The sequence below is a fragment of the Streptomyces venezuelae genome (assembly GCF_008642375.1).
GTDB classification, from domain to species: Bacteria; Actinomycetota; Actinomycetes; order Streptomycetales; family Streptomycetaceae; genus Streptomyces; species Streptomyces venezuelae_G.
This window is the reverse complement of record NZ_CP029194.1, coordinates 6840544-6854790: the sequence shown is the minus strand read 5'-3', so window position 1 is coordinate 6854790 and position 14247 is coordinate 6840544. Positions and strand designations below refer to the sequence as shown.

Here is a 14247-nt window from a genome sequence, read left to right as displayed (position 1 = left end):
AGCACCCCCCTTTCGAACCGGACACACCATAGGACCGCCCAAGGGGTGGGCGGCCCACCGGACGAGAGGGAATCAGGACCCATGAGCTCGTTCCTGCGCCCGGCCACTACGGGCCAAGAAATGACCGAGCCGAGTCGAATAGCGGCCCAGTACCGCGCCATCACTTCGCATTTGGCGATCACTCCGCCGGTGAGTGTCGTCATTCCCGCGATGAACGAGGCCGAAAATCTTCCGTACGTCTTCAAGACGCTGCCGGAATGGATCCACGAAGTCGTCCTCGTCGACGGAAATTCCACCGACGACACCGTGAACGTCGCCCGTGAACTCAGGCCGGACGTCAAGGTCGTCAAGCAGGTCGGCAAGGGCAAGGGCGACGCCCTGATCAGCGGCTTCGCCGCCTGCACCGGCGACATCATCGTCATGGTCGACGCCGACGGCTCGGCCGACGGCCAGGAGATCGTCTCCTATGTCTCCGCCCTCGTCGGCGGCGCCGACTTCGCCAAGGGCTCGCGATTCGCCAACGGCGGCGGCACGGACGACATGACGGCCATTCGCCGACTCGGCAACTGGGCACTCTGCACGCTCGTCAACCGCAAGTTCGGCGCCCGCTACACCGACCTCTGCTACGGCTACAACGCCTTCTGGCGGCACTGCCTCGACAAGATCACCCTCGACTGCACCGGCTTCGAGATCGAGACCCTCATCAACATCAGGGTCGTCACGGCCGGCCTCAAGGTGCAGGAAGTGCCGAGCCACGAATACAACCGCATCCACGGCGTCAGCAATCTCAACGCCGTGCGCGACGGCATCCGGGTCCTGAAGGTCATCCTCAAGGAGAAGGCCGTCAGCAAGGCCGCCCGCCGCCGGCCGGCCCCGTTCTCGGTCAACGTCCCCCGGGGAGAGGCATCTTGAACGACCGCACGTCCCCGCACGGCTTCTCGGTGGTGATCTGTGTCTACACGGAGGAGCGGTGGGAGGACATCCTCGCCGCCGTCGACTCCGTACGGAAGCAGTCGCTGCCGCCCCTGGAGACCCTGCTCGTGGTCGACCACAACGAGCGGCTCCGGGAACGGCTCACCGAGGAGTACGCGGACGAGCGGCTCCACGAGGAGGTGCGGGTGCTCGCCAACGCGGGCCCCCGCGGCCTCTCCTCCGGCCGCAACACCGGAATCGCCGCCGCCCGCGGCGAGTTCGTGGCCTTCCTCGACGACGACGCCGTCGCCGAGCCGGACTGGCTCCACCACTTCGCCGCAGCCTACGACGGACCCGAGGTCATGGCCGTCGGCGGCCGGACCCTGCCCGCCTGGGCCTCCGGCCGCCGCCCGGCCTGGTTCCCCGAGGAGTTCGACTGGGTCGTCGGCTGTACGTACCGGGGCCTGCCCCCGGGCCGGGCCCGCGTGCGCAACGTCCTCGGCGGCAACGCCTCCTTCCGCCGCACCGCCTTCGACGCGGCCGGCGGTTTCGCCACCGGCATCGGCCGGGACGGCGACCGGCGGCCCCTCGGCTGCGAGGAGACCGAGCTGTGCATCCGGCTCGCCAAGGCGATGCCCGGGGCGGTTCTGCTGATCGACGACCGGGCGGTCATCCACCACAAGGTGCCCGCCGCCCGCGAGCGCTTCGGCTACTTCCGTACCCGGGTGTACGCCGAGGGGCTCTCCAAGGCGCTCGTCGCGCGGAGCGTCGGCGCGCAGAAGGGGCTGGAGTCCGAACGGCGCTACACGACGCGGGTGTTGCCCGCCGGGGTCCTGCGCGGTGTGCGTGACGCACTGCGCGGCCGGTCCGGCGGCGCGGGGCGGGCCGGGGCGATCGTGACCGGCGTGACGGTCGCGGCCGGCGGCTACGCGCTCGGCACGCTGCGGACCCGGCGCGGCGGACCGACGTTCTCCTGGGGCCCGATCGAACGGACCGAGGAGAGCGCCGTCGAGAGGGCCTCCTCGTGAGCACCGATTGCGAGGACGGGTACACCCGGGGCGTGCCCGTCCTCATGTACCACGCCGTCGACCGGGATCCCGCTCCCGCCACCCTGGGGCTGTCCGTCACCCCCGAGGCCTTCGCCGCGCAGATGGCGGTGGTCGCCGAGCGCGGGTTCACCCCGCTGACGACCGCCGCGCTCGCCGCCGTCTGGCGCACCAGCGCCCCGCTGCCCGCCCGGCCGCTCCTCATCACCTTCGACGACGGCTACGAGGGCGTCCACCGGCACGCCCTCCCGGAGCTCGCCCGGCACTCCTTCGCGAGCACCGTCTTCGTCTCCACCGGCTGGCTGCGCGGCAAGCACGACGAGGGCGGCGCGCTCGACACCATGCTGGACTGGGAGCAGGTCCGCGAACTGGCCGACGCCGGCACGGAGATCGGCGGCCACAGCCACACCCATCCGCAGCTCGACCAGCTCGACGCTCGGCGGCTGCGCTTCGAGACGCTGCGCTGCCGGGAGATCGTGGGCGAGGAGCTCGGGAGCGCCCCGGCCTCCTTCGCGTACCCCTACGGATACTCCAGCCGTCGGGTCCGGCGCACGGTCCGGGAGGCCGGCTTCACCCAGGCGCTCGCCGTCGGGAACGCCCTGGCCTGCCGCTGCCAGGGGCCGTACGCCCTGGAACGGGTCACCGTGCGGCGGTCGACGGACATCAAGGAGTTCACCCGGCTCGTGGAAGGCCGGGCGATCGGCCGGAACTTCGCGGCGGACCGGGCCATGACGAAGGGGTACGCGCTCGTGCGACGCGCCCGGGGTGCCATACGGGGTCACTGGATCTGACGTACCGCCGGACCGGCGGACGGACCGGCGACCGGGGGGAACGTCCCGTTCAAAACACGGTGCACGGAATGCCCGGTTGCCGGATCATGGGCGCCATGGCTGACACCCCACCGGTACCGTCCGAGCCCCAGCGGTCGCTGCCCATCAGGCTCAACCTCGACGACAGCGACTCGCCGTCGGACGTCGTCGACGCGCTCTTCCTCGGCCGCTTCGCGACCGGCGAGCAGCCGCACTCGCACAGCACCACCCTGGACCGGGTCAAGGCCGAGGCGACGCTCCTTCCGGCGGGCGCCGTGGTGCTGCGGGCCGCGAAGGACGACGACCGCAGTGCCGTGCTCGCCGAGGGCGAGGGCTGGACACTGCTGATCTCCCGCTGGAACCGGGGCGCGGACGTCACCGTCACCGCGGTGGACGCGGAGCTCGCGGAGCGCATCCTGAAGGAGGCGACCGACGGGGCGAAGGACGAACCGGAGCCGCAGCCGGAGAACGTGACGATGGGGTTCTGGTACGTGTCGCCCCGGCGCGGCCCGCACCGCACCACCCGGCAGATCAGCGCCGGGACGTGGGACGAGGTGCGGCCCAACTACTCGGCGCCGGTGGCCGAGTCCATGGACCGGCTGATGAAGGTGACCCCCGAGTCGATCGCGGGCCGTCTCCTGCTGCTGCACGGGCCGCCGGGGACGGGCAAGACCTCCGCGCTGCGGACGCTGGCGCGGTCCTGGCGGGAGTGGTGCCAGGTGGACTGCGTCCTGGACCCGGAGCGGTTGTTCAACGACGTCGGCTATCTGATGGACATCGCCATCGGGGAGGACGAGGGGACGGCGAAGGGCCGCTGGCGGCTGCTGCTGCTGGAGGACTGCGACGAGCTGATCCGGGGCGAGGCGAAGCACACGGCGGGGCAGGCCCTGTCGCGGCTGCTCAACCTGACGGACGGGCTGCTCGGTCAGGGGCGCAACGTCCTGGTCGGGGTCACCACCAACGAGGACCTGGAGCGGCTCCACCCGGCCGTCGTCCGCCCCGGTCGATGTCTGGCCCGGATCGAGGTCGGGCCCATGACCAGGGCGGAGTCGGTCTCCTGGCTCGGGCACGAGGAGGGCGTGCCGCGCGAGGGCGCGACGCTGGCGGAGCTGTTCGCGCTGCGCCGCGGCACGCCCCCGGCGGACCTCCCGGAGCCTCGTACGGCGGGGGCGGGGCTCTACCTGTAGAGCCGAACGGCGGTCAGGGACCGGTCAGCTGTCGTACGCCGCGCGCAGGGCCTCGCGCACGGCGCCCTCCGCCGCCTCGCGGCTGAGGCCGAGGCGACGGGCCTCCTCGGCGTACTGGGCGGCGGCGGTGGCGGCGCGGCGGGTCGCCGCGTCGCCGGCCGCCGCGACGAAGGTCCCGTGGCGGCCGCGGGTCTCGATCACCCCGTCCGACTCCAGTGCCTTGTACGCCTTGGCGACCGTGTTCGCGGCGAGGCCGAGCTGCTCCGCGAGCCCGCGTACCGTCGGCAGCTTGTATCCGACCGGCAGTCTGCCCGACCGGGCCCGCTCCGAGATCTGGGCACGCAGCTGTTCGTAGGGAGCGGTGGTGGATTCGTGGTCCACGGCGATGGTGAGTGTCACCCCTCCGATTCTGCCCCCACCCCGCGGGAAAATGGGAGGCGGCGGCCACCATCCACACGTAGCGTGCGGCCACATGACTGTGATCGTCCGTGATGTACGTACCGAGGACGCCGAGGGTTTTGCCCGCGTGCGCCGAGCAGCGGTTCCCTTCATGCTGGCCACCGCCGAGCAGGTCGCGTTCGACTGGGCGCACGCCCATCCCGACAGCCACCACCGTCCGCTGGTCGCCGTGTCCGAGGACGGCGCGGTCGTCGGGACGGCCCAGGTGGGGATCGCGTACGAGGCGCCGGAGCCCGGCATCGGCTACGCCAACGTGTACGTGGACCCGGCGCACGCGGGGCTCGGCGCCGGCACGCTGCTGCTGCGCGCCGCCGAGGAGCACCTCGCGGAGCGGGGCGCGCACACGCTGTACAGCTGGGTCATGGACGAGCCGCGGAACCGCGCGTGGGCCGAGAAGCGGGGCTACGCGCCGAGCCGTTCCGCGTACTTCCTCCGGCTCGACCTGGCGGCGGTCGAACTGCCGCCGCTCCAGGAGCCGCCGGCCGGTGTCGAGCTGCTGACGGCCGAGGACTTCGCGGCCGATCCGCGGGCCCTCTTCGAGCTGGACGCGGTGACGACCGCGGACGAGCCGGGTGATGTGGGCGCCGAGCTGGACGACTACCCGCACTGGCTGGAGACGACCTGGAACCATCCCCTCCTCGACCGGGCGCTGACGACGGTCGCGGTGGTGGACGGGGTGCCCGCCGCGTTCAGCGCCGCGCAGACCGACGGACTGGGCCGGTACGCCTCGGGGATGACGGGCACGGCGCCCGCCTTCCGCGGCCGCGGTCTCGCGAAGCTCGTCAAGACCGCCTCCCTGCACCGGGCCCGGGCCGCGGGCTGCGTGGAGGCGTTCACGGGGAACGACGCCGGCAACGAACCCATGCTGGCGATCAACAAATGGTTCGGCTACGAGATCGGCGCGGTGGAGGTACGGCATGTCCGGACGGTCGCTTGAGATCACTCTGGTGAAGGCGGGGCGGACGAAGATCCGCTACCCGGCGGAGGTCCTCACGGAGGAGGGCGGCCGTCTCTCGGTCCGTGCCCCGTGGGCCGCCGAGGGGGTACGGGACTTCGGTTTCGTCCGGTTCGAGCCGGGCGACGTCTTCGTGGAGCACTACTGGCGGGACCGCTGGTACACGGTCAAGGAGGTGTGGTCCGCGGACGGCACCCTCAAGGGCTGGTACTGCGACATCACCCGGCCGGCCGAGATCGACGGCTCGGGGGTCGTGATCGAGGACCTGGACCTGGACCTGTGGGTGTCGGCGGACGGCAGCGAGGTGCTGCGGCTCGACGAGGACGAGTTCGAGGCGAGCGGTCTCGCCGCCTCCGACCCGGAGGCGGCGGCCCGCGCCGTCGTGGCCCTCGACGAGCTCGAAGTGCTCGGCCGTGAGGGCCTGATCGACCTGCTGGGTCGTTAGCCGGTCAGTGCAGCTCGACGTCCGACTCCTCCACCACGAGGAAGCCGGGCGTCGGGAGGCCCAACTCGTCGGCCGTGAGCTGCACGAGGGTGGCCTCGACCCGGGCGGCGCCCGGCTGGTAGGCGGGGTCCTTCACGACGGAGGTGTTGACCCACTCGCGGAGGTGCCCGTCGCAGACGGCCCGGGTGCCGCCGATCCCGGCGGAAAGGTTCCCCTGGCGGAGGGTGGAGCTCACGAAGACGGGGCCCGCGCTGTCGTCGGTGCAGCGGTACGTGCCGGAGAGGGTGACGGTGCTGTCCTCGGCGACGGTGCCGTATCCGTGGACGGACAGGTCGTCGACCCCTCGCGCGTGAGCGAGAGGGGCGACGGCGACGGCGAGCAGGGCGCCTGCGGCGAGGGCGGTACGGACGCGCATGAGCGGGGGTCCCTTCGGGGCGTGGGGGGTTGGACTACTGCCCGCCAGGGATACCGGATCAAGCCGCTTCATGTCTGAAACTCACCCCATCAGGGGCGAGTTGAGCACTTTTCGGTAGTGGATACGATCGTACGGTCCGTCCACGCGCCGCTCGACGACCTCGTAGCCGTACCGCTCGTACAGCTTCTGGTTCTCCCACATCATCGCGTTGGTCAGCAGCCGCACCTCGGGGAGGCCGAGCTCCCGCGCCCGTGCCTCCACCCACTCCATGAGGACGCGGCCGAGCCCGGTGCCCTGGGCATCGGGGTGCACGGCGATCTCGTCCAGGTAGAGGTGGTCGGCCTCGGGGATCACCACGACGAGGCCGGCCACCGGGTCACCGACGACGAACACCCTCCCCGCGGCCACGTTCGCCGCGTGGTCGTACTCCATCGGCGCCGGCACGAGACCGATCCGGTCGATGTAGTGGTGGAAGGCCGCGTCGGTCACGGCCTTCACCGCGGGCACGTCGGAGGGGACTGCCGGGCGGGGTGTCTCGTGGATCATGCCGATACGTTACGGCGGCGGATGATCACCCGCTTCACCAGCGGCCAGGCGAGCAGGACCACGACGACGGCGTACACGGTGACCGAGAACGGCGTGTTCACCAGGCCCGTCAGGGAGCCGTCGCTGATCTGGAGGGCGCGGCGGAGCTGCTGTTCGGCGGCCGGGCCGAGGATGACGCCGATGACGGCCGGGAGCACCGGAAGGCCGTAGCGCCGCATGCCGAGGCCGATGAGGCCGACGACGAGCAGGATGACCAGGTCGAGCGCCTCGCCGCCCACCGCGTACGCGCCGACGGCGGCGAAGAAGAGGATGCCGGCGTAGAGGTACGGGCGCGGTATGCGCAGCAGCTTGGCCCAGACGGGCGCGAGCGGCAGGTTGAGGGCGAGCAGCAGCACCATGCCGACGAAGAGCGAGGCGATCAGGCCCCAGACCAGGTCGGGTTCGCGCTCGAAGAGCAGCGGGCCGGGCTGGATGCCGTACTGCTGGAAGGCGGCGAGCATCACGGCGGCGACGGCGGTCGTGGGCAGCCCGAGGGTGAGCATCGAGACGAGCGTGCCCGCCGCGGAGGCGGAGGCCGCCGACTCGGGTCCGGCGACGCCCTCGATGGCGCCCTTGCCGAACTGCTCCCTGTGCTTCGAGAGCCGCTTCTCCGTGACGTACGAGAGGAAGGTGGGGATCTCGGCGCCGCCGGCTGGGATCGCGCCGAACGGAAAGCCGATGAACGGACCGCGCAGCCACGACTTCCAGGTCCGCTTCACGTCGTCCCGGCCGAGCCAGGGCCGGCCCACGGGGATGGCCTCGCCCGTCGTGCGGCGCAGGTGCGCGGCGACCCACAGGGCCTCGCCGATGGCGAAGAGGCCGACCGCGACGATGACCACGTCGACGCCGTCGGCGAGCTGGAGCGAGCCGAAGGTGAGGCGCTGCTGGCCGGTCATCTGGTCGAGCCCGACGAGGCCGATCGTGAGGCCGATGAGGAGGGAGGCGAGGCCGCGGATGCGGGAGGAGCCGAGGACGGAGGTCACCGCGATGAAGGCGAGGACCATGAGCGCGAAGTAGTCCGGGGCGCCGATGTCGACGGCGAGCGCGGCGACGGTCGGGGCGAGGACGACGAGCAGGATCGTGCCGATCATGCCGCCGGCGAAGTGGCCGATGGCGGCGGCGGCGAGCGCCTGCGCGCCCCGGCCGGTCTTGGCCATCGGATTGCCCTCGATGGCGGCGACGACGGCGGCGCTCTCGCCGGGGGTGTTGAGCAGGATCGAGGTCGTGGAGCCGCCGAACATGGCTCCGTAGTAGATGCCGGCGAACATGATGAAGGCGCCGGTCGGTTCGAGTCCGTACGTCACCGGGAGCAGCAGGGCGACGGCCATGGCGGGGCCGATGCCGGGCAGGACGCCGATGGCGGTGCCGAGGAGCACGCCGACGGCGGCCCACAGCAGGTTCATCGGGGTGAGGGCGGTCCCGAAGCCGTCGATGAGGGAGTACAGGGAATCCATGGCTCAGATCACTCCCATCAGCGGGCCGCCGGGCAGCGGGACGCCGAGCAGCTTGTCGAAGACGCCGTAGGTGAAGAGGGAGAGGGCGGCCGCGACGAGCGGGTCGCGGTGGACGTGGCGGCTGCCGAGGGCGTAGGCCGCTCCCCAGAAGAGGAGGGCGCCGGCGACGGGGAAGCCGAGGGGGCCGATGAGGACGGCGAAGGCGAGGAAGACCCCGGCGAGGAGCAGGACGGTGCGCCAGTCGGCGGGCTCGGTCAGGTCGACGTCCTCGCCGGCCTCGGCCTCGCCGCGGCCGCCGCGCAGGACGTCGACGGTGAGGAGGACGGCGACGACGAGGAGGCCGCAGCCGACGACGAGGGGGACGGTGGCGGGGCCGACGGGGCCGCGGCCGGTGACGTCGGTGTCGAGGGTGAGGGCGTCGGTGAGGACGAGGACGCCGAGGAGGAAGAGGAGGACGCCGACGCCGAGCTCGGAGCGCTCCCGCAGCCAGGACTTCAGGTTCGTGGTCACAGGCCGAGCTCCTTGAGGACGGAGGCGACGCGCCGGTCCTGCGCGGTGAGGAACGTGCCGAACTCCTCGCCGGGCAGGAAGGCGTCGTTCCAGCCGTGGGTCTTCAGGGACTCGCGCCACTGCGGCGAGTCGTGGAGCTTCGTCACGAGGCCGACGAGCTTCTCGCGCTCGGCGTCGGAGAGGCCGGGCGGGGCGACGACGCCGCGCCAGTTGGTGAACTCGGTGTCGAGACCGGCCTCGCGGAGCGTGGGGGCGTCGAGGCCGGGGACACGCTTCGTACCGGTGACGGCGAGGAGGCGCAGCTCGCCCGCCTTGATCTGGTCGAGGTACTCGCCGACGCCGGAGACGCCGAAGCCGACCTTGTTCCCGAGGATGGAGGCGAGGAGCTCGCCACCGCCGTCGAAGGGGACGTAGTTGACGTCCTTCGGGGCGATCCCGGCGGCCTGGGCCATCAGCATCGGGGCGAGGTGGTCGGGGCCGCCGGGCGAGGAGCCGCCGCCGACGGGCAGCTTGCCGGGGTCCTTCTTCCAGGCGGCGAGCAGCTCCTGGATGGTCTTGTACGGGGAGTCCTTGCCGACCACGACGATGTCCTGCTCCTCGGTGAGCCGGGCGATCGGGGTGGTGTCGGCGAGGGTCCTGGGGGTCTTGTTGGTGTGGACGGCGCCGACGACGCCGAGGCCCATGGACATGGCGAGGCGGCCGTTGCCGCGTTCGCCGACGAGCCGGGTGAGGCCGACGGTGCCGCCCGCGCCGGGCAGGTTGAAGACCTCGATGTCGCCGGTGAGGCCCGCCTCCTCGGCGTTCTTGGCGGCGGTACGGGCGGTGATGTCGTATCCGCCGCCGGGGGTGTTGGGGACCATGAAGCGCAGTCCGGGTATCTGCGTGCCGGTGTCGGATCCGCTGCCGGTGGTGAGCAGCGGCGGACCCACGAGGACCAGCAGCGCCGACCCGAGGAGAGCGAGGGGGGTGCGCAGACGCACGTGTGCCGCCTCTCAGGTAGGAGGTAGATGGGGGTGTGAGGTGGCCCACATGTTGCACGTACGTGAAGAAGCTGTCTCTCTTCCGCAATCAATGGACGTTGTGGTCCTTGTGGTCGCGACCTAGCGTGTCGGCGTGACGAATGTGCTGGTGGTGGACGACGACTTCATGGTCGCCAAGCTGCACTGCCGCTATGTGTCGGCGGTGGAGGGCTTCACCGTGTCCGGGGTCGCGCACAGCGGCGCCGAGGCGCTGCGCGCGGCCGAGCGGCTCCGCCCCGACCTCGTGCTCCTCGACGTCTTCCTGCCGGACATGGACGGGATCCGGGTGCTGCGGGAGCTGCGGGCGGCGGGTCTGGGCATGGACGCGCTCTTCATCACCGCGGCCCGGGACGTCGGCACGATCCGCTCGGCCCTCCGCGCGGGCGCGCTGCACTACCTGATCAAGCCGTTCACCCAGGCGGCCCTCCACGAGCAGCTCCGCCACGTGGCGTCCCTCCACACCCGCCTCGACGACCTCGACGAGGCCCGCCAGGAGGACGTGGACCAGATCTTCGGCACCCGCCCGCGCGGCTCCCGCGAGCTCCCGAAGGGCCTCGCCGCGCACACGGCCGACCTGGTCGACTCGATCCTCCGCGCCCACCCGGAGGGCCTCTCGGCGACGGAGTGCGCGGAGGCCGGCGCCCTGTCCCGGGTGAGCGCCCGCCGCTACCTGGAGTACTTCGCCCAGACGGGCCGCGCGGAGATCACCCTGCGGTACGGCGGGACGGGCAGGCCGGAACGGCGCTACCGACGGCTCGGCTGACTTTCCTCAGGCGCCTCTTTCCTCCACCTTAAAGCGGTCCTAAGGATCGCCATCTCCCCCTCCGCACGGCCTCTTTCACGGTTCCGGACGGCTAGTTTCCTAGCCGACCCCCCACACCACCCTCGTGAAGGAGCTGTCCCCCATGACCTCTCGCCGTACGACCGCGGCCGTGACCGCCTCCGCTGTGCTCGCACTCTCCGGGCTGGCCTCCGGGTCCGCCTTCGCGCACGGGTCGATGACCGATCCGGTGAGCCGGGTGTCGGCCTGTTACGCGGAGGGGCCCGAGGCGCCGCGGTCGGAGGCGTGCAAGGCGGCGGTGGCGGCCAGTGGGGCGCAGGCGTTCTACGACTGGAACGCGGTGAACATCGCGAACGCCGCAGGGAAGCACCGGGAGCTGATCCCGGACGGCAAGCTGTGCAGCGCCGGCAACGACAAGTACCGGGGGCTCGACCTGGCGCGGAGCGACTGGCCCGCGAGCCGGCTGGACTCCGGGGCGCACACCTTCCGCTACAAGGGGACGGCGCCGCACCGGGGCTCGTTCGAGCTGTACGTGACGAAGGACGGGTACGACCCGTCGAAGCCGCTGACCTGGGCGGACCTGGAGGAGAAGCCGTTCGCGACGGTGACCGACCCGCGGATGGAGAGCGGCGACTACGTCTTCGAGGGGACGGTGCCGAAGAAGTCCGGCCGTCATCTGATCTACTCGATCTGGCAGCGCTCCGACTCCCCCGAGGCGTTCTACACCTGCTCGGACGTGGTGTTCGGGGCGGACAGCGGCGGGGGTACGACTCCGGCGCCGACCGCCTCCGCGCCGAGCGAGGAGCAGATCGAGGACGGCAAGGACGAGTCGTCCGTCGAGCACGGCGGGCACGGGGACCACGACGCGTCGACCGGGGCGGAGGAGACGGCGGCCGCGCCCGCGACGGCCGCCCCGGCCACGGAGCCGGCCGCCGGGACGACGGAGGCCGCCGAGCCGAGCGAGACCGTCGCGACCACGGCGCCGGCCGCTGAGAGCACCGCGCCCAACGCGCCCGCGCCGGCGGCCGGTTCGGGGTCCGGGGTGGAGCTGGCCGAGACCGGTGGCGACGCCACCACCCCGTACCTCGCGGTCGGTGGCGCCGCCGTGCTCGCGCTCGGCGCGGCCGTGCTCTTCGGGGCCGCCCGGCGACGCCGGACCCAGGGATAAGGGCCGGGCGCCGGCGCCGGTCCTGTCAGATGCCGCAGCTGGACGCGGACCAGAAGCGGCCGGCGCGGTGGTCGACGTGGGTGTGGTCGCCGTGTCCGGGATAGCCGGGCCCGAGGATGCCGTTGAAGCCGTGGTTGCGGGCCTGCTGGGCGAGGCGGCACAGCGAGTGGGGTCCTGAGCCGAGGTCGGCCGCGTCGCCGTACAGGTGTCGGCTCGACGCGGCCCCGCCGACCGCGTCGTTGCAGGCGTGACTGCGGAAGCCGCTGGTGACCCGGACGGACTGGTCGCCGAGTGCGTGGCGGAGGGCCTCCAGCTTCCACATGGTGCGCAGCGCGTTGGCCTTGGCGGCGGACGCGCTCACTGCGCCGCCCGCCCAGGTGGTGTTGCAGGTGTTCAGCTCGGCGTAGGAGAAGTGGACCGGTGTGCAGTCGTCGTCCTGGAGGCTGTAGATCGTGCTGAAGGTCGCGGGGCCCGCGACGCCGTCGGCGACCAGTCCGTAGGCGGCCTGGAAGCGCTTGACGGCTGCGGCGGTCCCGGGGCCGTAGGCTCCGTCGATCGCGAGGACCCCGCCGTAACCGGGGTAGCCGGCCACACGGATCTGCAGCTCCGTCACATCGGAGCCGGAGGATCCCTCGGAGAGGGTGCGCGACCAGGTGTAGCAGCCGTCGGCATGGGCGGTGCCGGCGGTTGCCACCACTCCACCCACCGCAGAAGCCATGAGCATGACAATCGAGAGAAGAAGGCGGACGAACGAGGAACGTGCGGTGCGTCGGGGCATCGAGCCTCCATTGCCTCACAGGACCGGGGGTGACCCGTGACGTCGGGCCACCCCCGAGACTGGCCGCCGCGTCGACGCGCGTCAACCACATCCGACGAGCGTCATTTGTCGGCCCAATGACGGGACCTGCTCTAGCCGATCACCGAGAGGCAGGTGGTCGGCGTCGCGCGGGCCGGATCGAGGGCGTTGGCCACCTCGTGGAAGGTGACCCGGTCCACCGTGCCGATCGCCACGTGCTCGGACAGGTCGAGCGCGCACTTGTCCTGGATGAGGACGTTGGTGACGTTCGGGCCGGTCAGGAACTGCGAGCGGTACGGGGTGACGACCTGGTCGTACTGGGTCGCGATGACGTGGTAGCGGACGCCGGGCACGGTGTCGCCGCCCTCGTTGAGCCGGGTGATGAACGGCGAGCCGGCGATCTGGTCGGCGAGGCCCGGGGTGTTGGCCTTGATCAGGTCCTCGGCGCCGGGGAAGTACGGCAGGAGCTTGGTGAGGCCGAGGAGGGTGGTGCCGTGGTTGTCGGGGGCGATCCCGACGAGCGCGTTCACCTTCTCGGCCCCGCCGAGGAACTTGAGGTACCAGCGGGGCATCATGCCGCCCTGCGAGTGTCCGACGAGGTCCACCTCGGGGGCGCCGGTCGCGGCGAGGACCCGGTCGACGTACGCGTCGAGCTGCTCGGCGGACTTCTCGATGGGGCCGAGCCCGTGGAAGAACGGCACGTTCGGCAGCTGGCCGTAGTCGAGCGAGAAGACGCAGTAGCCGCGGTTCACCAGGTAGGGCGCGAGGACGAGCCAGTTGTCGACGGAGTTCCCGAGGGTGCCGTGGACGAGGACGACCGGGCGCGGGTGGGCGGCGGACGGCTTGCAGGAGTAGTCGTTCCAGCCACGGCTGGCGGTGGCGGTCTCGGCCTGGGCCGAGGCGGCGGTGGTCGGCGCGAGGGTGGCGGCGGCGGTCAGGAGCAGGACGGACAGCGCTCTGACGGCGTGCTTCCAGGGCAGCATCGGGCGATCTCCTTGCGGCTCAAGGGGATGGTGGGGGTGCTGTGCCCTGCGGCCCGGACCACAAGTGGGGATGCGCGGTGGGGATGCGCTTCAGCCAAGCTACGCACCGGTAGCCTCGACTGGGAAGTTACGCGTCGGTAAAAAATGGGGTGTCGCCAAGGGGCGCGCGCAAAAGGGCGATCAGGCCGCGAGCGAGCCCGGCAGCACCGCCCTCGGCCCGAACTTCGCCCGCGCCCGGTCCGCCACCGCCTCGATCCGTCGGGTCTTCTCGTCCACCGGGTCCAGGGACAGCTGGTGGGTCCGATCTTCTGCCTCAGGGCTGCCTTGTGCGGGGCCAGAAACCGCAGGACAGACCAATCGAGGGCGGGTGGGCAAACACGCGAAGCTCCTGGCGGGCACGTGTGATCTTGGCTGAGAACCCGTCCACCAGGAGCTTCGTCATTGCGCAGGACCGCCCAACTTGCGGTCAGCACCAACAGGCTGGAAATGACTCCGCGGCGGGCCGACGCGGACTACGATCGCGCCGCGACCTGCGGAGTCACATGATCACTGGGGCTTCACAACGCCCCCGCGTCACTCCTGACAGTACATTCCGATGAACACCTCACCTTTCCACGCTTCACCCTCCGGAACGTAAGCCGTGTAGTCCACCAAGCATTCCCCGTTCCACTCGCGAGCGTGCCGATTCCTCAGGTAGGACTCGCCACCTTTCAGATTCCACCC

The 14247-nt window shown here is 71.5% G+C and carries 16 protein-coding genes; 8 read left to right on the top strand and 8 right to left on the bottom strand.

The genetic code is table 11. The features are described 5' to 3' along the window. Positions 1–81 precede the first annotated feature (81 nt). From DEJ46_RS31325 to DEJ46_RS31310, 4 genes are all read left to right on the top strand, one after another. Positions 82–912 (top strand): glycosyltransferase family 2 protein, encoded by an 831-nt coding sequence (locus tag DEJ46_RS31325; RefSeq protein WP_150271769.1) that lies wholly within the window; start codon positions 82–84, stop codon positions 910–912. Beyond that, the gene (locus DEJ46_RS31320) at positions 909–1940 is read left to right on the top strand and encodes a glycosyltransferase family 2 protein (protein ID WP_150271768.1); all 1032 of its coding nucleotides are present in this window, start codon (positions 909–911) and stop codon (positions 1938–1940) included. Before DEJ46_RS31325 ends, DEJ46_RS31320 begins: the two co-directional genes overlap by 4 nt. A gap of 44 nt (positions 1941–1984) precedes the next feature. Next, on the top strand, positions 1985–2749 hold the full coding sequence (locus DEJ46_RS31315; RefSeq protein WP_150274918.1) for a polysaccharide deacetylase family protein: 765 nt from the start codon (positions 1985–1987) through the stop codon (positions 2747–2749). 86 nt (positions 2750–2835) lie between these two features. Further along, positions 2836–3954, top strand: coding sequence for a DUF5925 domain-containing protein (locus tag DEJ46_RS31310; RefSeq protein ID WP_150271766.1), 1119 nt, complete (start codon positions 2836–2838; stop codon positions 3952–3954). 24 nt (positions 3955–3978) lie between these two features. Here the strand turns inward: DEJ46_RS31310 and DEJ46_RS31305 are convergent, their stop codons facing one another. Further along, the gene (locus DEJ46_RS31305; protein ID WP_150271764.1) at positions 3979–4353 is read right to left on the bottom strand and encodes a GntR family transcriptional regulator; all 375 of its coding nucleotides are present in this window, start codon (positions 4351–4353) and stop codon (positions 3979–3981) included. A gap of 73 nt (positions 4354–4426) precedes the next feature. Between DEJ46_RS31305 and DEJ46_RS31300 the strand changes: the two genes are divergently transcribed. Further along, the gene (locus DEJ46_RS31300) at positions 4427–5350 is read left to right on the top strand and encodes a GNAT family N-acetyltransferase (RefSeq protein WP_150271762.1); all 924 of its coding nucleotides are present in this window, start codon (positions 4427–4429) and stop codon (positions 5348–5350) included. Then, positions 5331–5813, top strand: coding sequence for a DUF402 domain-containing protein (locus DEJ46_RS31295; RefSeq protein ID WP_150271761.1), 483 nt, complete (start codon positions 5331–5333; stop codon positions 5811–5813). Before DEJ46_RS31300 ends, DEJ46_RS31295 begins: the two co-directional genes overlap by 20 nt. 4 nt (positions 5814–5817) lie before the next feature. Here DEJ46_RS31295 and DEJ46_RS31290 read toward each other — a convergent pair whose 3' ends face one another. The 5 genes from DEJ46_RS31290 to DEJ46_RS31270 form a co-directional block, all read right to left on the bottom strand. Further along, on the bottom strand, positions 5818–6228 hold the full coding sequence (locus DEJ46_RS31290; RefSeq protein ID WP_150271759.1) for a DUF6299 family protein: 411 nt from the start codon (positions 6226–6228) through the stop codon (positions 5818–5820). Positions 6229–6309: 81 nt separating this feature from the next. After that, on the bottom strand, positions 6310–6774 hold the full coding sequence (locus DEJ46_RS31285; RefSeq protein ID WP_150271758.1) for a GNAT family N-acetyltransferase: 465 nt from the start codon (positions 6772–6774) through the stop codon (positions 6310–6312). Then, positions 6771–8267 carry a tripartite tricarboxylate transporter permease gene (locus DEJ46_RS31280; RefSeq protein WP_150271757.1) on the bottom strand — a complete coding sequence of 499 codons (1497 nt, stop codon included), beginning with the start codon at positions 8265–8267 and terminating at the stop codon, positions 6771–6773. The genes DEJ46_RS31285 and DEJ46_RS31280 overlap by 4 nt, the downstream gene beginning before the upstream one ends. Before the next feature lie 3 nt (positions 8268–8270). Then, positions 8271–8777 carry a tripartite tricarboxylate transporter TctB family protein gene (locus tag DEJ46_RS31275; RefSeq protein WP_150271755.1) on the bottom strand — a complete coding sequence of 169 codons (507 nt, stop codon included), beginning with the start codon at positions 8775–8777 and terminating at the stop codon, positions 8271–8273. Then, positions 8774–9757 carry a Bug family tripartite tricarboxylate transporter substrate binding protein gene (locus tag DEJ46_RS31270; RefSeq protein ID WP_150271753.1) on the bottom strand — a complete coding sequence of 328 codons (984 nt, stop codon included), beginning with the start codon at positions 9755–9757 and terminating at the stop codon, positions 8774–8776. Before DEJ46_RS31270 ends, DEJ46_RS31275 begins: the two co-directional genes overlap by 4 nt. A gap of 133 nt (positions 9758–9890) precedes the next feature. On the opposite strand from DEJ46_RS31270, the gene DEJ46_RS31265 reads away from it, so the two are divergent. Then, positions 9891–10559 (top strand): response regulator, encoded by a 669-nt coding sequence (locus DEJ46_RS31265; protein WP_150271751.1) that lies wholly within the window; start codon positions 9891–9893, stop codon positions 10557–10559. Positions 10560–10701: 142 nt separating this feature from the next. Further along, complete coding sequence (locus tag DEJ46_RS31260; protein WP_150271749.1) at positions 10702–11745, top strand: lytic polysaccharide monooxygenase; 1044 nt, start codon at positions 10702–10704, stop codon at positions 11743–11745. Between the two features lie 25 nt (positions 11746–11770). On the opposite strand, the gene DEJ46_RS31255 is transcribed toward DEJ46_RS31260, so the two are convergent. Beyond that, positions 11771–12523 (bottom strand): D-Ala-D-Ala carboxypeptidase family metallohydrolase, encoded by a 753-nt coding sequence (locus DEJ46_RS31255; protein ID WP_150271747.1) that lies wholly within the window; start codon positions 12521–12523, stop codon positions 11771–11773. 131 nt (positions 12524–12654) lie between these two features. Then, positions 12655–13524 (bottom strand): esterase/lipase family protein, encoded by an 870-nt coding sequence (locus tag DEJ46_RS31250; protein WP_150271745.1) that lies wholly within the window; start codon positions 13522–13524, stop codon positions 12655–12657. Positions 13525–14247 lie beyond the last annotated feature (723 nt).